This window comes from Sphingobacterium kitahiroshimense (assembly GCF_025961315.1).
Lineage (GTDB): Bacteria > Bacteroidota > Bacteroidia > Sphingobacteriales > Sphingobacteriaceae > Sphingobacterium > Sphingobacterium anhuiense.
The window spans coordinates 1,847,644-1,867,877 of record NZ_JAOQNK010000001.1; the positions used below are offsets into that span (position 1 = coordinate 1,847,644).

At 33.3% G+C, this 20,234-nt stretch carries 22 protein-coding genes; 9 read left to right on the forward strand and 13 right to left on the reverse strand.

Annotation, left to right across the window (positions count from 1 at the left end; genetic code table 11):
• Positions 1 to 6 precede the first annotated feature (6 nt).
• The 6 genes from M2265_RS08400 to M2265_RS08425 all read right to left on the reverse strand — a co-directional run bounded on the left by M2265_RS08400 (position 7) and on the right by M2265_RS08425 (position 5,766).
• Positions 7 to 2,997: a thiopeptide-type bacteriocin biosynthesis protein gene (locus M2265_RS08400; protein ID WP_132772787.1), complete on the reverse strand. Its 2,991-nt coding sequence runs from the start codon at positions 2,995 to 2,997 to the stop codon at positions 7 to 9.
• A gap of 57 nt (positions 2,998 to 3,054) precedes the next feature.
• Entirely contained in the window at positions 3,055 to 3,255 is a 201-nt protein-coding gene (locus tag M2265_RS08405) for a hypothetical protein (RefSeq protein WP_132772789.1), read from the reverse strand.
• Between the two features lie 373 nt (positions 3,256 to 3,628).
• Entirely contained in the window at positions 3,629 to 3,847 is a 219-nt protein-coding gene (locus tag M2265_RS08410; RefSeq protein ID WP_132772791.1) for a hypothetical protein, read from the reverse strand.
• Positions 3,848 to 3,966: 119 nt separating this feature from the next.
• Entirely contained in the window at positions 3,967 to 4,128 is a 162-nt protein-coding gene (locus M2265_RS08415; protein WP_165905973.1) for a hypothetical protein, read from the reverse strand.
• Positions 4,129 to 4,204: 76 nt separating this feature from the next.
• Positions 4,205 to 4,471, reverse strand: a complete 267-nt coding sequence (locus M2265_RS08420) for a hypothetical protein (RefSeq protein ID WP_132772793.1) — start codon at positions 4,469 to 4,471, stop codon at positions 4,205 to 4,207.
• Positions 4,472 to 4,899: 428 nt separating this feature from the next.
• Positions 4,900 to 5,766: a neutral zinc metallopeptidase gene (locus tag M2265_RS08425; protein WP_132772795.1), complete on the reverse strand. Its 867-nt coding sequence runs from the start codon at positions 5,764 to 5,766 to the stop codon at positions 4,900 to 4,902.
• Between the two features lie 181 nt (positions 5,767 to 5,947).
• Between M2265_RS08425 and M2265_RS08430 the strand changes: the two genes are divergently transcribed.
• Complete coding sequence (locus M2265_RS08430) at positions 5,948 to 6,529, forward strand: PhnA domain-containing protein (protein WP_132772797.1); 582 nt, start codon at positions 5,948 to 5,950, stop codon at positions 6,527 to 6,529.
• Positions 6,530 to 6,565: 36 nt separating this feature from the next.
• Here M2265_RS08430 and M2265_RS08435 read toward each other — a convergent pair whose 3' ends face one another.
• The 3 genes from M2265_RS08435 to M2265_RS08445 form a co-directional block, all read right to left on the reverse strand.
• The gene (locus tag M2265_RS08435; protein WP_132772798.1) at positions 6,566 to 7,489 is read right to left on the reverse strand and encodes a polysaccharide deacetylase family protein; all 924 of its coding nucleotides are present in this window, start codon (positions 7,487 to 7,489) and stop codon (positions 6,566 to 6,568) included.
• A gap of 166 nt (positions 7,490 to 7,655) precedes the next feature.
• Positions 7,656 to 9,305 (reverse strand): protein-disulfide reductase DsbD family protein, encoded by a 1,650-nt coding sequence (locus tag M2265_RS08440; protein ID WP_132772800.1) that lies wholly within the window; start codon positions 9,303 to 9,305, stop codon positions 7,656 to 7,658.
• 135 nt (positions 9,306 to 9,440) lie between these two features.
• A complete protein-coding gene (locus M2265_RS08445) occupies positions 9,441 to 10,517 on the reverse strand; it encodes a PLP-dependent cysteine synthase family protein (RefSeq protein WP_165902507.1) in 1,077 nt (358 codons plus the stop codon).
• Between the two features lie 191 nt (positions 10,518 to 10,708).
• On the opposite strand from M2265_RS08445, the gene M2265_RS08450 reads away from it, so the two are divergent.
• The gene (locus M2265_RS08450) at positions 10,709 to 11,167 is read left to right on the forward strand and encodes an Lrp/AsnC family transcriptional regulator (RefSeq protein ID WP_021190798.1); all 459 of its coding nucleotides are present in this window, start codon (positions 10,709 to 10,711) and stop codon (positions 11,165 to 11,167) included.
• Positions 11,168 to 11,241: 74 nt separating this feature from the next.
• On the opposite strand, the gene M2265_RS08455 is transcribed toward M2265_RS08450, so the two are convergent.
• The gene (locus M2265_RS08455) at positions 11,242 to 11,784 is read right to left on the reverse strand and encodes a hypothetical protein (RefSeq protein ID WP_021190799.1); all 543 of its coding nucleotides are present in this window, start codon (positions 11,782 to 11,784) and stop codon (positions 11,242 to 11,244) included.
• A 243-nt stretch (positions 11,785 to 12,027) separates the two neighbouring features.
• Between M2265_RS08455 and M2265_RS08460 the strand changes: the two genes are divergently transcribed.
• Entirely contained in the window at positions 12,028 to 12,420 is a 393-nt protein-coding gene (locus M2265_RS08460) for a YchJ family protein (RefSeq protein ID WP_132772802.1), read from the forward strand.
• Between the two features lie 57 nt (positions 12,421 to 12,477).
• Here M2265_RS08460 and M2265_RS08465 read toward each other — a convergent pair whose 3' ends face one another.
• The gene (locus M2265_RS08465; RefSeq protein ID WP_132772803.1) at positions 12,478 to 13,923 is read right to left on the reverse strand and encodes a dicarboxylate/amino acid:cation symporter; all 1,446 of its coding nucleotides are present in this window, start codon (positions 13,921 to 13,923) and stop codon (positions 12,478 to 12,480) included.
• 173 nt (positions 13,924 to 14,096) lie between these two features.
• Positions 14,097 to 14,447, reverse strand: a complete 351-nt coding sequence (locus tag M2265_RS08470; RefSeq protein WP_021192235.1) for a 4Fe-4S dicluster domain-containing protein — start codon at positions 14,445 to 14,447, stop codon at positions 14,097 to 14,099.
• A 163-nt stretch (positions 14,448 to 14,610) separates the two neighbouring features.
• On the opposite strand from M2265_RS08470, the gene M2265_RS08475 reads away from it, so the two are divergent.
• The 6 genes from M2265_RS08475 (at position 14,611) to M2265_RS08500 (ending at position 19,373) form a co-directional block, all read left to right on the forward strand.
• Entirely contained in the window at positions 14,611 to 15,624 is a 1,014-nt protein-coding gene (locus tag M2265_RS08475; RefSeq protein WP_132772805.1) for an acyl-CoA reductase, read from the forward strand.
• 60 nt (positions 15,625 to 15,684) lie between these two features.
• Positions 15,685 to 15,888 (forward strand): fructose-6-phosphate aldolase, encoded by a 204-nt coding sequence (locus tag M2265_RS08480; RefSeq protein WP_132772807.1) that lies wholly within the window; start codon positions 15,685 to 15,687, stop codon positions 15,886 to 15,888.
• Positions 15,889 to 15,892: 4 nt separating this feature from the next.
• Entirely contained in the window at positions 15,893 to 16,573 is a 681-nt protein-coding gene (locus M2265_RS08485; RefSeq protein ID WP_021192237.1) for a cell division ATP-binding protein FtsE, read from the forward strand.
• 157 nt (positions 16,574 to 16,730) lie between these two features.
• Positions 16,731 to 17,267 carry a nucleotide exchange factor GrpE gene (locus tag M2265_RS08490; RefSeq protein WP_021192238.1) on the forward strand — a complete coding sequence of 179 codons (537 nt, stop codon included), beginning with the start codon at positions 16,731 to 16,733 and terminating at the stop codon, positions 17,265 to 17,267.
• Positions 17,268 to 17,277: 10 nt separating this feature from the next.
• A complete protein-coding gene (gene dnaJ / locus M2265_RS08495) occupies positions 17,278 to 18,435 on the forward strand; it encodes a molecular chaperone DnaJ (protein ID WP_021192239.1) in 1,158 nt (385 codons plus the stop codon).
• Between the two features lie 308 nt (positions 18,436 to 18,743).
• The gene (locus M2265_RS08500; protein WP_132772809.1) at positions 18,744 to 19,373 is read left to right on the forward strand and encodes an outer membrane beta-barrel protein; all 630 of its coding nucleotides are present in this window, start codon (positions 18,744 to 18,746) and stop codon (positions 19,371 to 19,373) included.
• Between the two features lie 57 nt (positions 19,374 to 19,430).
• Here the strand turns inward: M2265_RS08500 and M2265_RS08505 are convergent, their stop codons facing one another.
• Positions 19,431 to 20,198: a C40 family peptidase gene (locus M2265_RS08505; RefSeq protein ID WP_132772811.1), complete on the reverse strand. Its 768-nt coding sequence runs from the start codon at positions 20,196 to 20,198 to the stop codon at positions 19,431 to 19,433.
• Between the last annotated feature and the right edge of the window lie 36 nt (positions 20,199 to 20,234).

A 20,234-nucleotide genomic window follows, 5' to 3' on the forward strand; every position in this document is an offset into this window, starting at 1 on the left:
TGCAACTTATTTTTGTTTAATAGTTGATAGCAAGTATTTTTCTAAACAATGGAAAATCTGTAGTTCAATTATTCTTTGATCTTTAGGGAAAAATCTATTTACAAACATATGTATACAGTGCATAATATTTTCACGATCAATTTTAATTTGTTTAATTTCATGTTTCCAGTTGTTAAAGAACTGATAATTATAAACATCGGATTTAAATGTATTTAAAATTGAGTTTTTCCGATTTCTATATAGGTTATTTAACTGAATTCTTAAACCAACTGGATCATCTTTTTTATATTCTTCAAAAAGCACAGACTTCATATACTTAATGTATTCATACTGTTCTACAGAACCATCAATCAGTTGTAGGTAATTAAAAACAGATAAAATAGTAAAATTCCAACGTTCAGAATAAGTGGTGAATCTTTTCTTTTTTAAAATTCGAAGTGTTAAAATACTGTCAATATTAAACAATTTTTGCACTGATTTTATATCATCTTTTCCATATCTATTGTAATCAGGTATATAGTTATCATATATACAATCATCTAAGTCACCTTTTCCGATTAAAGTAAAAATAGGTTTTTTTATGGTATTGAGAACTTCTAAAACATTCTGTTTATTTTTTACTTTAATTCTCAACTTTAATAAAGAATTATCGCCACCAAATCTTAAAAAATGTATTTCTTTTATTAATGATGCACTTTTAAGTTTTAATATAATTCTAGCTAAATCGCCAACCACCAAATTTTCCAAAATTCTTTCATTACCCTTTATCACTAAGGAAATCCACTTATTACCAATAGAATGAATCTTTGGTTTGGTATCGAGTTCATCTTCTCTAAATTTCAATAAGGAATATTGACTAACATTTTTTTCAATATTCTTGGCCGTTATTAAAATTTCATTATAATAATCAAGCTCACTTGCCCTGTAGCCTGAGAAATCCTCCAAAGAAATATATTTGTATTTTAACAAATGACTTAACAAAAGTTTAATACAAAAATTATGTTTTGTATGAATTAACAATTTTTTATCATTTTCCAATTTAAGTAACACGTACGATGAAATATTTAGAGAATTTAAATAATCTGCTAAATCATTATGTGAAATTTCATTCTTCTTTAAAAATTTTTGAATAGTAAATAATGAAAGATTCCACATTCTTTCGGCTAAAATAATACCATTATAAGAAATTTTAGGTAAAAAAGGTTCATTGGTGTAGGAATTCCAATCCCAAATAAGTGCAGGCTTTTTATATTGGTCACTAATCAAATTCAGTATATTATAAAAGTCGAAATTTGGTAGATCAACATTTGGAGATGTTCTAACAGGTATAATTTCTCTTTTATTACTTTTCGAAAAAATTTTTATTTTTCCCTCTTGTACTGTCATTAAAATATCTGAAATACAGATTTCCTTATCACAACCAGTTTTTGCTTGATTTAGATTTATAAAATAACTTCTCTCAAGAAATCTCTTTGAAATATTTGAAAGATCATTAGGTGGTAGATAATAGATTTCTGCTAATATTGCACCTTCAAAATATTCACTTTCAAACGAATTTGATTCTTCAAAGTTCTGTGCATAATCTTTAAAATACGGAGTGAATCTGGAATAATTTTTACTGCTAGGAAAATCATTACTTGATTTTAAATGAAATTCATACAACTCATCTATCTTCAGTATTGAGCCAAAAATTCCGAAATTAGGAGAGCAATTCTTATGACCAACCGATAAATCATTAAATTTAACTAAATCTTCTTCTGAAATAACATAATGATCATCTTGATTATATTTACAGTAATTTAATATATGGCTGTAAAAATTATTAAATCTTAGATTCAAATATACTTGCTCACTACAAAGTGTAGTAATTTTATTAGGATTTGTAAAAAGACTATTACCACGCTCGGGATCAAAAATTTTCGTCAAAGGAACCAAATCACCCTCGTGATATTTTTTCTTGAAATTAGTAATGAATTCATCAATTACAGCTTTTGTGTTATCAATCGCATTGAATCTTAAAAAATTCAATTTGTTGATCGAATTAACAATTTGCGATGCTAATGTTTCGGAAATAGTAAATTTGCTTCCAACAGATACTATATCAATCCTTGTAGTTTGGACATTTGTTAAATTATCCTTAAACTGCTCTACAAGAAAATCTTTAATTTTACTATTATCATTTTTAGAAATACTCTCATCGTGATGTTTTTTTAATTCAATTAATAAGCTCTTTTCTGTATTTTGCAAAGAATCAATATTTATTTTACCTAAAAACGACTCTAATGAATAATTATCAATATATGACGGTGTTGTGGTAGCAATAATAAGCTTACTCTTAATTAATGAATTAATATATGAGCTCACTTCCATGCTTGTATTATTTGGAAATATCTTTTTAAAATATTCTATAATACTATTATAGGATATTGGTACAATAGTATCTGTTATAAAAGAAGATAAAAATTTTGAGCTTTTTATTACTTTCAGTTCATTCTCGCCATCTTTAAAAATAAAATATTTTAAGTATGTTCCTTCAAAAAAAACAGTAGAATTTATTGAATACATTAATGCCTGATAATATCTTTCATTATCCAATAAGAATTCGTTAAGAATATAAAGAACTTGAATATTTATATGCTCGTAAAATTCATTTTTATCATTATTTAGACATAAGTTTGTTTGACCTTCAATATTACCGAAGGATACAACCGAAAACATATCTAATGGTATAGCTCTACTACTTGCTCTACTAAAATATTTATATAATGTTGCATAAGTTTTTTCACTTATCTCATTTTTACAATCTTGCTTAATTAATTCCAAATAAAATAAGGGGGAAGAGTATTTCAGGGCGTCTCTGAAATTTCCATTTTGAAGAGTTTCTTTAATAGCTTTCTTAAAATCATCTTCTGTATCATTTTTCTCTAAAAGATCGAAAATATTCCTTAATGATAATTTAGGGTATCTTATAAAAAATGTATTATCAATTTTTTCCATATCATTAAATAAAAATCAGTGCACTAATATAGGGCACTGATTTCTAAAATCTAAATATTAGACCCAAGTATCATTATAAACCAGGTCACCATTACACATTTGTCCAGTTGGCAAAGGTAATTTAAAAGATGTCCCTCGTCTATCCTCAAAATGAGATGATTGTTTTCCTCCTTGCCAATCCATGCCACCTGCAATTTCTGACAACTGATCTTTTGTTAATTTTTCACCAACAAGTTTTAAAGATTTTTCCTTTTTCATAATTATTATTTTAAGTTTTTTAAATCCACAAGTTGAAACAAACTTGCTCTTTACTACAAGTAAGTTACTAAATAATATCATGAAAAAAAAATATATTTTTAATAAAGTGATAATATTGCAGAATAATCATTAAAAAAGCGTAAAAATATTGTTGCGGATAATATAATTTACATAAAAATCATAATCAAAGCTTCCTGTCGCTTTTTACACCTCTTTGCCATTTCATATTGATATAATTTAAGTTAGTTTCAATTAATATTAAGTAAGATACACCACTTCCGTCCCAAATAAATTTTAGGTGCGTATTTCCCTTCAAAAAACAGCTATTTTTAGATACTTTTGATTTTGGCTCTATTTTTTATTCTGAAAACATCTAAAGCTGTCCATTTTCCCCTTTAACTGGTGGCCTGATAATAGGATTATCTATCCATTGCCAGATACTTATTTTCACGAAGATATTCATCCTGATAAATCCCACCAGATTGGATAAATTCAAGTCGTATTTAGCCTTATTCTTAAGATATTTTAGCAGCAATATGCCGGTCAACGAAGTCCACATCTGGTTCATCACCGTATTTTCAGATGAACCCACAAAAGTTGATATTTTTAAGCGTTGTTTAAAGTGCTTGAAGTAGACTTCGATATGCCAGCGCTGCTTCTAATGTTTACCATCAGGCTGGCCTTCCATTGTATATTATTGGTCAAAAATTGTTAGTGGTTACCTGTGATGCTGTCCCAAAAGTGAAGCAAGCAGAGTGATTTAGCATTGTATTTATTGGACGCCGAGCCAGAAAGTTTAATGAGTTCATTTTTAATGATTCCCTTTTCCAGGAGCGCTTCACTCTGGTTTGACTGGATAACATTGTACTTCATGTTAGTTTTTACTCCTGCAAAAAAAATAACAGCCGTTGCTGTCCAAATACGTGAGCGAGCTGTAATCTACATAACCTCAATCCACCACCACGACGCTTCCTTTGGTAAAACTGTAGCTTCCCGCGCACTGGCTATCATAAACCTTTCCGTCCGCAATCTGTATAAAAACAGGTAGACAGCCATCATATTCCAAAACAGTGTGCAGTTTTACGGCACCTTTAGTTCTGCGAAACTTGGCCAGCCACTTACCGATAGGCATAATGGGATGATACTGCCATGCATTAGATAAACCTTGCGTTTTAATTGGGTAAGATCTTTGCGAAAATGCGTATCCTTTTGCCATAGCTTGTCCAAAAGAGAAAAGTCTATCCAGTATAGTTAACAGTGTATAAAAAAGGCAAAGCAAAAGATATTAATATCCTCTGTCGTTGTGATTTCAAATACAAATCGCTCCCCTTAAATAGAATACTGACCTCTTGCAAAAACCACTTGCTCCTATAATTCTTTCAATTCATGGCTTTACCACCTTTAAGCACACTTATCAATTTATATCTTTCCAAAAAAAACATTTCGCAAAATCATCAATCTTACCTTTGTTTATAACCAACTGTATTACTCAGGATAATCCAGGTCAAGCTGTTAATCTTGGCATAGTATATACACTTCTGCAAACTCCACTTCGGAAAAATCTATGCTGGTGGATCTTTTGAAGTGTTAGGTCGCTTTGATCAAAGTGATATACGTGGTTGTAATCTTCTCGTTCAGTAAGTTCTATTTTAAGCTGGGATCTTGAAACGTATTTCCAGATTGCATATCACCAGAATCATAACCTTTCTTAAACCAAGCTCGTCTTTGAGCTGAGGTACCATGTGTAAAAGAATCAGGTACCGCATAGCCTTGAGCTTGTGTTTGTAATTTATCATCTCCAACTGCTTCAGCGGCTGTCATACCATCTAAAATATCATTATAGTCAATCTCGATATCAGATAATTTATTAACATGATGTGCCCAAACTCCTGCATAGAAATCAGCTTGCAACTCGGTCATGACAGAAATTTTATTATTTTCAACTTCACTTAGTTTTCCCCTCATGCTGTTTGTCTGAGGTAAAAGTCCCACTAATTGTTGTATATGATGCCCTACTTCATGTGCAATTACATATGCCAGAGCAAACTCACCTTTTGCGCCAAACTTTGTTTTTAATTCATTATTAAAAGTTAAATCTAAATAAATTCGTTGGTCACCAGGGCAATAGAAGGGGCCGTAGGAAGATTTCCCGATGCCACATCCTCCAGTTTCTGTTCCTCCATCATAAAAAAGCAATTCTGTTCCTTTATAATTTTTTCCCAACTGCTCTCTAAAAAGTTTAGTCCACACATCCTCAGTACTAGCTAGGACAATTCTTGAAAAATCAGTCAATTTAGTCTCTTCGGCACTAAGTTCTCTTGGTAGTCCAGTCTGCTCCGTACCCGTCATATTTTGAGCCTGCTGTAATAATTGAGATGGATCTCCTCCCATTAAAAAACCAATTATTAAGACAATAATCCCACCTACACCGCCCAAAGTTAATTTTTGACCACCTGACATTCCTCTCCTATCTTCGAAGTTGTCACTTTTTCTACCTCCTTGCCATTTCATATTGATATCATTTAAGTTAGTTTTAATTAGTATTAAATAAGATACACATTTTATCGTATACAGCATCGCAAATTATATTCCAAATTATTAAGCATTTTTTGATTTGTTATGTTAACCTTTTATAATTATAAATATTCATTATGTTTGCACCTAAATCATTTGCAACTTATCCAAAATTTAAATGAAACTAGAAAATCAACTATTCGAGAGAGCGGGAAATAAATGTGAATTGAGTCAAGCAACTGATAATTTAACATTATATACATTGCCCCCTGAGTTACAAGCTACAGCTGAAAACACGATTGTTGTTTGTCAGAAATGTGCCGATCAGTTAAATAAAACTACACAATTAGAAGCTGAATATTGGAAATTCCTACCCGATACCATGTGGTCTGAAGTACCAGCAGTACAGGTAGCTGCGTGGCGCATGTTAAATCGTTTAAAAAACGAAGGTTGGGCTTCTGATGCGTTAGATATTTTGTATCTGGATGACGAAACGTTAGAATGGGCAAAACAAACAGGAGATCATGAAAATGATGGATATGTCGAGTTTCATTTAGATAGTATCGGTCAACAATTATTTGACGGGGATTCTGTAGTCCTTACGAAAACATTGGATGTAAAAGGATCATCTATCCGGGCGACTTTAGGTACAGTCGTGAAGAATATTAGACTTGTGTTCGATAATACAGAACAAATTGAAGGAAAAATCGATGGTCAGACGATTGTGATTTTAACAAAATATTTAAGAAAGCAAAACTAAAAAAATAAGGCTACAATCAAATTGTAGCCTTATTTTTTATTTCTGTTTCGGATAATCACGCATATGTGCAAATTCGTAATTTGGATGTAACTTCAAACTATCGATTAAATCACTTAACATTTTCTGTGCTTTTCTTGTCTGAAACATATCATCATGCATCAACAGAACAACGTTATTCTTCGAAAATGAGGTGCCGTTACGTAATCTATTATTTATCTGACGATATATAAAACTCACCGATTCGACTGGCATACCAGAAGGTTTACCCTTTTTCCATTCACAGTCCCATCCCATAGAGCGGTAACCATTTTGGTATAATAAATCGGCCGTACTTGAACCACTTTGCATATCAATACGTTTACGATCTGCAAAGTACCAAATATTACGTCCTGGTAAACGGACAATCTTATGTTTAAGATTCAGTTCTTTTTCATTTTTATCAAAGTCCTCATACGCTGATTCTGCGTTGCTATAAAAATAAGTAAACTTATTATTTGCATGATTGTAACTGTGATTATAACAATCCACCAGCGGATTGTTCATATAACGTTCATAATATTTATGCAACCCCTTACTCATTCGGTCATGCTTTCCAATTAAAAAAGCATTAATCTTAATATTCTTTGCTGTAGCTATTGAATCAATAAATTGACTGCCATTTAAAGGTCCATCATCAAAAGTCAAATAAATATAACGAGGAGACACAGAGTCGGTTAATAATTTCGCCGTATCAACTTCATGATGAAGAATACTCTTTTTACCCTTTACAGCAATTGTATCCTTTTTAATCTCTTTCTCGACAGTATCTTTATTTAAATCATCGATATCATCTATACTATCAACAGTTCCAATAGTAACCGAATCTGTCTTTTTACTCCCACCTTCATTGCACGATTGTAATGCAAGAGATGTTACCGATAATAATCCAAGGAACAACCCCAGATTGAATGCTTTCTTCATGTTATAATTCACTATTAACCCTACACATAAACCACTAAAGCTGCTATTTGATAGCTAATGATTTAAACGATGTAAAAGTAAGATTAAATTTAACAGAAATCCAATTTTATGAAACCTTTTTTCTTTTGGAATAAAAACATTTTTTCATCAAATGAGTTATATTATACTATTTGATCAAAGAAAATGCTTTCAAACCTTCATTTAAATAGGCCAGATAAGTAGTAGCATCATAATCAGCACCTTTTGGTTTAACCAAAACCTGACGGTTTGCAGGATTCATAAGCACATAAAAAGGTTGTGAATTGGATTCAAACTGACTCGATTGTAAATAACTCCACTTACTTCCAATTGTCTTCAACAATTTTCCCGAACTCGTTTTTTGTTGATCTTCAACAGCAAGCTCAGTGCGGTCATCAACATAAAGTTGGATGATAACGACATTATTTGTCAAAAATGAACGAACCTGCACATCTGTCCAAACATTAGCTTCCATTTTCCTACAATTAACACAAGCATGGCCTGTAAAATCAAGCATAACCATTTTATGATGGGTTTTAGCATATTGTAAACCCTCCTCGTAATCAAAAAACACATTTAAGCCCAGCGGTGCATGAAATAAATCTGAATATTTGCGTTTAGAAACGTCTGTTACATGCGATCCACCAATCAATGAGCCTTGATTTAAATCAAAGTCCTGCGTGCTTTGTGGCGGTAAAAAAGCAGATATTGATTTTAAAGGAGCACCCCATAATCCAGGAATCATGTATACCGTAAACGATAGTACAATAATAGCTATGAACGTACGGATTACTGACAAATGTGGCAGATTACTGTCATGAGAAAATTTGATTTTTCCAAGTAAATACAGTCCCATTAAACCAAATATAACAATCCATAAAGACAAAAAGACTTCACGGTCGAACCAGTTCCAGTGATAAGCTAAATCAACATTAGAAAGAAATTTCAGTGCAAATGCCAATTCTAAAAATCCTAAAACAACTTTAACACTGTTAAGCCAACCACCTGATTTAGGCATGGCTTTCATAGCACTAGGAAATAATGCAAAAAGAGCAAAAGGTATAGCTAATGCAAAAGAAAATCCAAACATACCTACAGCCGGACCTAACAAAGCTCCACTTGTAGCTGCCTGTACCAATAAAGTTCCGATAATAGGTCCAGTACAAGAAAAAGATACTAAAGCTAAAGTTGCTGCCATAAAGAAAATACCAGCCCATCCGCCTTTATCAGATTTTGCATCCATCTTATTTACCCATGAACTTGGTAAATTAATTTCAAATGCCCCCAAAAAAGAAGCTCCAAAAGCAACCAACATTAAGAAAAAGAAAAAATTAAAGACACCGTTCGTTGATAAAGCATTAAGGGCATCCGAACCAAAAATCATCGTTACCGCTAAACCAAGAACAACATAAATAACTATAATAGAAATTCCATAAAACAAAGCACGAATAAAAGATTGCGATTTATTTTGATTTCCCTTTGTGAAGAAACTGACAGTGAGCGGTAACATGGGGAAAATACAAGGCATTAATAGGGCAGTAAAACCGCCTAATAATCCTGCTAAAAATATTCCAAGTAGAGATTCACTACTTGCATGCTCTTCTGTTGTGATTACAGCCGTAGTTTTCTTAAGATTCTGTGCAGTATCAACAACTACAGAATCAGTCGAAACTTCAGAAATACCACCATCAACGAACTCCAGTTCGTCCATCTTAAGTAAAGTATCTGCCTCCTGAGCATGCGCAAAAGCTGGAAGAAGAACTATTAAAAGTAATAATTTTATGATGAATCTTTTCATAAATATTTTAATTATAATGCCGAGTGACAGGTTACAAATTGATTAAATCTAATTACAATGGGATAAATCCCATTGTAATAGATTCTATTTAAATATAAACATAGTGCCTAATACGCGATTAGGCTGAAACAAACTTTATAGCGATTCAGTATTAAAAAGAGATTTTGCTAACCTACTGATAGGTTTAAATCCAGTGAAAGCGAGATCTGTTGAAATATATCCAGCTGCTACAGGTTGTTCTCTTACTAAATCTGTACTCAAATATTTCTTATTATCGTCGCACAATAAGGTGACAACAACAGCTTCTTCCCCTAATTGCTCTTTTAATTTAATTGCTCCAATCACATTCGCTCCTGAAGAAATTCCTACAGCTAAGCCCAATTCTTTTGCTAATTTTTGGGCCATTATAATAGAATCACCATCTGAAGCAGAAACGATCTCATCCAACTCGTCCATTTTCACAATAGCCGGAATAAATTCATCTGAAATACCTTGAATACGATGCGAGCCAACCTTATATCCAGTAGACATCGTTGGACTTTCAGCGGGTTCCAAAGGATGAATCTTTACATGAGGATTTAAGCTACGAAGATGACGGCCTACTCCCATAACGGTTCCTCCCGTGCCAACACCAGCAACAAAAGCATCTGCAACTAAACCTTGCGAGGCTAACTGTAAACCAATTTCACGACCAGTCGTTAATTCATGAGCTTCGGCATTGAATTTATTTTCAAACTGTCTGGGCAAAAACACCCCTCCTTGCTGAGCTAGTTTCTCACTTAATTCAATACTCCCCAAAAAACCACCGTCTTCTTTACTAACCAACTGAATATCTGCACCCATACTTTTTATAATATCGATGCGTTCTTTACTCAACCAATTGGGCATAATAATTTTCACTTGATGTCCTAAAGCTTTACCAATAGCAGAAAAAGAAATACCTGTATTACCGCTAGTAGCTTCTATGATAACATCATCAGGCTGAATTTGACAATTCATGTAAGCTTTATACATAATATATAGCGCCATACGGTCTTTGATACTCCCTGTAAGATTATAATTCTCGCATTTCACATAAATCCTCCCAGCTTTCCCTTTATATGAGTATTGCAGCTCCAGCATAGGCGTGTTTCCTACTAAACACCATAAATGTTTAAATCTACTATCAAGCTCAGGAGACAAACATTTACTAAACATCAATTCGTTATTCATGATTTATTATTTTAAACAATATCAGTCTACAATCATTCGAAGATCTAATATTATCAGCAAAATTGACATAAAACAAAATAATATTCACTACATAAAGATTAAATCAATAAATTTTATCTAAATAATGATATATTTAAGAAATATTACAGAATCAACCAATTCATTACATTCATATCAATAAAAAATACAAAATGATGCTTGATGAAACCGACACTAAACTATTAAGAATTTTACAGCATGACGCTACACTTAGCAATAAGGAACTAGCATTTAGATTGCATAAATCTATCGCCGCTATACATGAGCGTGTAAAAAAACTGAAACAACAAGGCTATATTAAAAAAACTGTTGCTATTCTTGACCGGCAAAAAATAAACATGGGTCTGATATCTTTTTCACAGGTATTCTTAAAAGCACATACAGCCGAGGTTTTAAATGAATTTGAAAAAGAAGTTGCTAAATTTCCGGAAGTTATGGAATGTTATCAGATGGCTGGATCCTATGATTTTATGCTTCGAATAGCAACTAAAGATATGCAGGCCTATCACGAATTTTTAAGGTACCGCTTAGCCGTACTCCCACATGTGAACACCGTACAAACCTATTTTGTTCTATCGGAAACTAAAAGTGAAACAGCTTATCCGATTTAAAAAAATAGTTTTAATTAAAAAAGGGAGAAAACTACAGCTTCCTCCCTTTCAATTAACATATAAAAAACTATTCACTATCTTCTTCCATGTCCCTCACCTCTTTCTGAGTGACGATCGTGGCCTCTTTTATCATTTCTCTTGTCCGATTTTCTATGCTCCGATCGATCTCTATGATTTTCATGTCGCTCGACACGATGATTATCATAACGGTCATTGTGACGTGGACGATCATAATTACTTCTATGGTCTCTTATACTTACCTGATTTCTGCGATGAGCATAATGACCATAATCTCTTCTGTACCGATCGTGATGTCTCCAGGGATCTCTATCATTGACAACGACTTTATAGGTATTATAAAAATTAAAGTTACGGTATCGACTAGGCAAGCTTCTACTGGTTACCCATCTTCTACCATGATAATGCGTATAACGGCGATTGATCACATCATAATATACATTGATTTCTGGAATATAATAATACCTTACGTAATCATACCCCACTGGGCCCCAAGAAGGTTGATTACCAATGTTAATACTCACATTAACTTGTGCAGCAGCAGGTTTAACAAAAAACAAACCGCCAACTAAAACCGTCAAGTAAACTAATTTTTTCATACCTGCTCCTCCCTTTATTTATGTTTTTCAATTATTTATAGGTAGGACTCTATATTTTATAATAAGATTAATGAAAGGTTGTTAATATTTGTTAAAACGTTAAAATAAACTCAATATCAACATGTTAAAATATCAATTTAAAAATTATAGTCCAGCTAAGAAATTCCTAAATATTTATATAAACACGATTCATTTAAAAAGAAAAAATCATTATTTACTTTTGTCCTATATTTAAATCTTAATATGGTGACAAAACAAAATACAATTTGCCATTGTGGCAATTCACTTCCTTACGAAAATTGTTGCAAAAAAATTCATTTAGACCAAAAAGAAGCTAAAACTGCAGAACAATTAATGCGTGCAAGATATAGCGCATTTGTTGTTCAAGATATCGAGTTTTTATATACAAGCTTTCATTCTGAAACACGCAAGTTGCAAAACAAAATAGAAATTGCAAGATGGGCAAAGGAATCAAAATGGATGCAGCTCCGCATTTTATTTAGTAATTCCAATATGGTCGAATTTGAGGCACATTACTTGGATTCCGAGCTGAATTTACAGATTCATCATGAAAGATCCACTTTCAAACAAGTGGATGGAATCTGGTATTATGTCAATGGTAAGTTTATTTCATAAAAAAGGGATCTTATATTTGTTATAAGATCCCTTTTCTGGCTTTTAAAAGATATAATACTACCCCTCTAATTCCGGTTGGCCGTGATCATCTCTATATGGGGCCTCTTCGTCAAACTCACCCTCCCATTTAGCAACAACAACTGTAGCTAAACAATTACCGATCACATTGACCGAAGTCCTGGCCATATCCATCAACTCGTCAATTCCTAATATAGCCGCAATCACAAATGTTGGTAAACCAAATTGATCTGCAGTAGCAATTAATATAATTAATGATGCTCTGGGAACTGCGGCAACCCCTTTAGAAGTAATCATTAATGTAAATGCGATCATTAACTGCTCTCCAAAAGTCAAATGTATTCCAGCCGCTTGAGCAACAAATATCGCTGCCAAAGATAGATACAATGACGTTCCGTCCAAATTGAAACTATATCCTGTAGGAATAACAAAAGACACAATCTTACGAGGTACTCCAAATTTTTCCATAGCAGACATAGCCTTGGGCAAAGCTGCATCAGAACTTGTCGTCGCAAATGCAATAGAAACAGGTTCTTTAATCGCATTAATAAACTTTAATACAGGGATTTTCAGATAAAGTGCAACAGGCAACAATACAAAAGTTAGGAAACCTATTAATGCTAAATACAAAGTTGCTAACAACATGAATAGATTTTTCAGAATATCTACTCCCAAATGACCAACTGTAAAAGCCATTGCGGCACCAACTCCGATTGGAGCAAAATACATGATTAAGTTTGTAAACTTAAACATTGTTTCTGAAAGGCTTTCCGTAAAATCAACCAATGGTTTTCTTTTCTTTTCATCAACCATTGCTAATCCAATACCAAAAAGAACTGAAAACACCACGATCTGTAAAACTTGATTGTCATACACTGCTTTTACAATATTTTCAGGAAAAAGATCTCTAAAAAATGCCGTAAACTTATAAACAGGATGAACATGGTCTGGTAAAGTTTCTAAAATCTGTGCGTCATTACTTATTTGCGTTTTTGGCAGTTCTTCATGAGGCATATGTGCAACATCAACACCAACTCCAGCTTTAGTCAGATTTATAGCCCCAAGGCCAATAAAAATAGCGCAAGTCGTAGCACAAAAGAAATACAGCATAGACTTCCAGGCCATACGACCAATCTGTTTCAAATCAGAATGACCTGCAATACCATAAACTAACGTTGCAAATAAGATCGGTCCTACAATCGTCTTCACCAACTTAATGAAACCTTTACTTAGCGGTTGCAATGATATGGCAATATTTGGAAAATCTAAACCCACAAAAATACCCAAGATCATACAGGTCAAAATCCAAGTTGTTAGATTCTTCCGAACAAGAGCATTAACAATCAACACAGTAGCAACAATCCATCTTACTGCCATTAAAAATGATGGAGAAAAATTGACCCAACTAAATTCGTAACATATCGCAATAAGTGCAGCAATTGTCACCGAAACAAGGGTAATTAGCCCCATTTTTGATTTATACATCGGCAAACTTTTTATAAGGTAAAGTACAAAAATAAAAAAATACTAGGCTTTCACAAATATTAATATGGCGGATTATAATAACAGCAAATTTATTGGATACTTGAAGACATAAAAAAAGGTAGAATATGTACATATTCTACCTTTTTCAAAATTTTATTTTAAAAGCGATGCTTTTATTCAGCGTGTAACCAGGCTTTCTTTGCTAATAGCTCCTCTTCAGATTCACGAACCTCTTCGTCATCTACACAGCAGTCTACTGGACAAACAGCTGCACATTGTGGTTCATCATGAAAACCAACACACTCTGTACACTTGTCCGAAACAATGTAATATACTTCATCTGATACAGCAGCTTGAGAATCGTCAGCATCTAACGTTACTCCATCTCCAAAATCAATAACTCCATCTAATGCCGTCCCATCTGAGAATTTCCAACTCACTCCAGCGTCATATATTGCATTATTTGGGCACTCCGGTTCACAAGCACCACAGTTAATACACTCGTCTGTAATTTTAATCGCCATTTATAACCTCAAAATTATGATAAAAAACTATTTTTGTACTATCATTTATACAATCAAATCATTTTACACGTTTAAATACTAAGAGTAACTTGGTTTCGCTGATTGTATTAATAACACAAATATAATACAAATTTGTGTATACACGTTTATTAATTTTTACATTTTGACAAAGAAACAACGATTAGAAGGTTTTGCAAAACTTGCGAACTTATTCATTAATGATCATGCAGAGCTACAACATTTAGTTACAACTGCTCATCATAAAAATGCATGGTATACCGCAGAACACGTTAATAAAGCCTTTACTTCTTGGAAAGCAAATTTAAACCTTGAGCTATTAGAAAATTGGCTATCGCCATATCCTGATATTGAAAGTGACAAAATTGTAGGTTTAGTCTTAGCGGGCAATATACCTCTTGTAGGTCTTCATGATATATTATGCGTATTGGTCGCTGGTTTTAAAGCACAGATTAAGGTTTCTTCAGACGATGCTCTTCTAACAACTTACGTAATTCAGAAGTTGATAGAAGTTGAACCAAGATTTAAAGATCGTGTACAACTAGTGGATAGATTAACTGATTTTGATTTAGTGATTGCAACAGGTTCCGACAATTCTTCGCGGTACTTTGAACATTACTTTGGAAAAAAACCACATATTATTAGAAAAAACAGAAACAGCATTGCCATCATTACAGGTGAAGAATCGCACGAGCAACTAAAAGCTTTAGGCCATGATATCTTTGATTATTACGGTCTGGGATGTCGTTCTGTATCTAAAATATTTATCCCAAAAAATTATGATATAAGTCATTTCTATGAAGGAATTGAATCTTTTAAAGAGGTAAACACACATTATAAATACAATAATAATTACGATTATAACAAATCCATTTATTTAATAAATGGTGACAAGCATTATGATAATGGGTTTTTATTATTAAAACAAGATGACAAAATAGCATCACCCTTAGCTGTAGTTTATTTTGAAGAGTATGATAACTTAGACAATCTTTCTCAGCACTTAAATACATTATCAGACAGCTTACAATGCGTTACATCAGAAGCACCTTTAACGATCAAAACACCAGCTTTTAAATTCGGTGCCGGACAAAATCCTGCTTTAGATGATTATGCTGATGGGGTCAATACACTAGAATTTTTATTTGCAAACCAGTAAGCATAGCCTTATATTCGTGGAAGGATTTTTTGAAATAAAAAGTACTAACTTTGTAAATAGATGTATATAATCAAAGTAAAAGGAGTTGCCAAAATCCCTGACTATGTTCAATTAAGAGATGATTCATTCACTCTTTTAGCATATTTTAGGGTTGATCGCCCCGACAAATCTTTGGACAAAATTGGTCTCGGAGACAAGTCAGCGTACATTATGCAAATGGTAAAGGAATTGCCATTTGGACAAATAAAAAAATTAGAATTATAGTTCAATGTCTGGAAATACAGTAATCACATTAAAAAGCGTCGATATCTACCAACAAAAACATTTGGTCTTATCGAATGTGAATTTGAATATCAATAAAGGCGAATTTCTTTACCTCATTGGTCAATCAGGAAGTGGAAAAAGTAGTTTGCTAAAAATAATCTATGGCGATTTATATATTGGTAACGGAGAAGGACTAATTGCAGGTTTTGATTTAAAAAAACTGCATGAAAATGATGTCCCCTACCTGAGACGTAAGTTAGGAATCGTTTTCCAAGATTTTCATTTATTATCAGATCGCTCTGTAGAGAAAAATTTAGAATTTGCACTTAGAGCCACCGGCTGGAAAGATAAAACGCAAATTGAACATAGAATGCTCGATGTACTTGAAAAAGTAGGACTTCGCTCGAAATTAAAAAAAATGCCTCATGAACTTTCAGGAGGAGAACAGCAACGTATTGTTATTGCACGAGCACTCCTTAATAATCCGGAAATTATATTGGCCGATGAGCCAACAGGAAACCTTGACCCTGCTACTTCTGAAGAAATTGTATTGCTTTTACGGGATATCGCTTCTTCTGGAACAGCAGTTTTAATGGCAACTCATGATTACCAAATTATCCGTAATATGCCTGCACGCATCATCAAAACCGCTGATGGGGTATTGCTAGATCAAGTAGAAATATAACTGTCAATACTGACAGAAATCCTGATCATCCGACATTTTGTTAGTCCATTCTCCCGGTTACTGACAAGCTGTCGGATTTTTTCATTTTGGCAACAACTTTGACTGTAATTAGATTTTAGAGAAAGAACATTAGTTTCCCACATAGAATTTAGAAGAAATGAGCGAACAAGAGAATAATAACGAGACGATTCAAGATCCTATTGAGGATAATACAACGGAAAATCAAGAAGAGACGATTGAACTTTCTGTTGAAGAGAAATTAAGTGCTGAAGTAGCAGAGGCAAAAGATAAATATGTACGTTTATCAGCAGAATTTGATAATTATAGAAAACGTACAAGTAAAGAACGTGTTGAATTAATTCAATCTGCTGGAAAAGATGTGATCACAAAACTATTATCAACAGTGGATGATTTTGACAGAGCTTTAAAAGCAATGGAAACAGCAACAGATGTTGAATCAATAAAAACTGGTATAGAGATCGTCAATAATAAATTCAGACAAACTTTAGAACACCAAGGTTTAAAAGAAATGGATGTAGTAGGTAAAGAGTTTGATGCTGATTTACAAGAAGCAATAACGGCTATTCCAGCTCCTACTCCAGATTTGAAAAATAAAGTTATTGATGTTATTGAAAAAGGTTACTATTTAAATGATAAAGTAATCCGTCATGCTAAGGTAATTATAGGTCAATAAGATAAAAAAGATGTCAAAAAGAGATTATTACGATATATTAGGTGTAGCTCGTGGTGCAGATGAAAAAGAAATTAAATCTGCCTACCGTAAACTTGCCGTAAAGTATCACCCGGATAAAAACCCTGGTGATCATGAAGCTGAAGAAAAATTTAAAGAGGCTGCTGAAGCATATGATGTATTAAGCAATCCTCAGAAAAAACAACGCTATGATCAATTTGGTCATGCGGGTAGCTCTGCTTCCGGAGGCGGTTATGGTGGTGGCATGAATATGGATGACATATTTAGCCAATTTGGAGATATATTTGGTGGAGGTGGTCATCCTTTCGAAAGTTTCTTCGGTGGCGGTGGCGGAGGCTCAAGAGGAGGCCGTCGTGTTGCTAAAGGAACAAATCTTCGCATTAAAGTAAAATTAACACTCGAAGAAATTGCTAAAGGTGTTGAGAAAAAAGTAAAAGTAAATAAACAAGTAAACTGTCATACCTGCGATGGTAGTGGTGCAAAAGATAAATCATCTTTCCACACTTGTAATACTTGTGGCGGCTCAGGATCTGTTCGCCGCGTAACCAATACAATCTTAGGCCAGATGCAAACGACAAGCACTTGTCCTACTTGTAATGGTGAAGGGGTAGAAATTACCGCAAAGTGTACTACATGTAGAGGTGAAGGATTAGAAAGAGGTGAAGAAACAATTGCGATCAACATTCCGGCTGGTGTAAGTGAAGGTATGCAACTTTCAATGAGTGGAAAAGGGAACGCAGCTCCTCGCGGAGGTGTTGCCGGTGATCTAATTATCCTCATTGAAGAAATTCCTCATGAAGCATTAAAAAGAGATGGTCTAAATATTATTTATGACCTATATATTAATTTTGTAGATGCTACATTAGGAACAAGCGTTGAAGTTCCAACGATTGATGGTAAAGCAAAAATTAAAATTGAACCAGGAACCCAGGCCGGCAAGATATTAAGACTAAAAGGAAAAGGTATTCCTGAAGTCAATTCTTACCACAAAGGTGATCAATTAATTTATGTGAATATCTGGACGCCTAAAGCGGTCTCATCTGACGAAAAAGAGATTTTACAGAAATTGAAAGAATCACCGAATTTCAAGCCACAACCTGGTAAATCTGAAAAATCATTTTTTGAACGGATCAAAGAATATTTCGACTAGAAATATTAAATAATAAAATAATTATAAGACCATATGTCAGCACTGACATATGGTCTTTTTTTGTGTCATAATAAAAACTGACATTTTATCACAAAAAGTTAAATCAATATAAATATCAAAATATATGATAAATTATTTTTTCATAATGTCAATTTTTAAATCTCTGAAAACGTTTAAATTACGATTAACACAATTTATCAATACATTTCTATGACATTGAAAAATCAATTTGGTATCTATATTGATAATATCAATCAAATAGTCAAAAGGTTTGGCTATGGATATTGTAAAAACAAACTTTAAAAAAAATGAAAAAATTATTACTTACTCTAACAGCAGTAGCTGGTCTAACTTTTGCATCTCAAGCACAAGAATTTGGTTTCAAAAAAACTGACTTTATTGTAGAAGGTAATTTCTCAGCAAATACAAAAAATAATAAAACAGCTGAAAAGAAAGAAAACTCATTCAACTTCAATCCTTCTGTAGGTTATTTCATATCTGATAAAGTTGCAGTTGGTTTAGATTTCAACTTTGGAAATTTAAAAGCAACAGACTATTCTGGTACAAACGATACGTACAATAAATCAAGCAACTTTGGAGTTGGTGCTTATGGTCGTTACTACTTTTTAGATTTAGGATCACGTTTTAAAACTTATGCGCAATTAGCCGCTGGTTATCAACAAAGAACTGGAGAAGTTAACAACGGTACAACAACTACAGACATTCCTAAAGTTAAAGGATTTGGTGCTGGCGCTGGTTTAGGGATGAATTACTTCGTTACTGAAAACATCGCGATCAACTTTGGTTTAACAGACTTATTATCTTTTGGTACAGCTAAAGAAGATGGCGGTAAATCTTCAAACGAATTCAATGCTAACATCAACAGTTTTAACAACTTTTTTGATACAGCTAAATTTGGTTTAACTTTCAAATTCTAATCATATTTGAAAATAAAGAAAGAAAGGTCCGTCTCAATATAGACGGACCTTTCTTTTTTAAACGTAGCGCTTGATGATACGCAGCTTATGTGTGTATTTATTCCAATCCTTATTAAATATTCCCTCTTGATCCATCCTATCTATTCGAACACGGGAAGAAGCGTGAATAATGGTTTCAGAGTCCAGCATAATACCAACATGATTTATCCTACCTTCTTCATTATCAAAAAAAGCAAGATCACCTACTTGAATCTCTGACAAAAAGTCAACTGTCTGCCCTAATTCAACCTGTTGATAAGCATCCCTTGGTAAGGAAATACCAAAGGATTGATAAATCAATTGTGAGAAACCGGAGCAATCAATTCCAAATTTAGATCGCCCTCCCCAAAGATAGGGTACCTCCCAGTATTGCTTTGCGAGTATTGCAACCTGCTCGATGAAGTCTTCTTGCTCAAAATGCAGTTCAATTGCATTAAGCTCTACTAAATCATCTGCTCCAATATAAGGAAAATCCTTTCGTACAATCGTTCCATGTAAAAGCTGGATACAAAGATCATTATTGATAAGATGCCCCCCATCAAAACCGATCTTGATCTTACTTAACGACTGGTACTCCTCATACTGATCATCTGTTATTGCTAAAAATTGCCCATTCTGTATCCAACCAACATAATAGTCCATTTCAGTACGAACTTTTGTCCAATCCTTTGATTTCGTCAGTATTTCGAAAGCTTCTCCAAACAGCAATTGTGAAACCATTTCACTCCGATGTGATTCCTCCGCCCGCAATGGTACAATTGTTAAATTACATATTCCAAATTCCATATTTCTAAAACAAAAAACCGTATATTCAAGTTATTA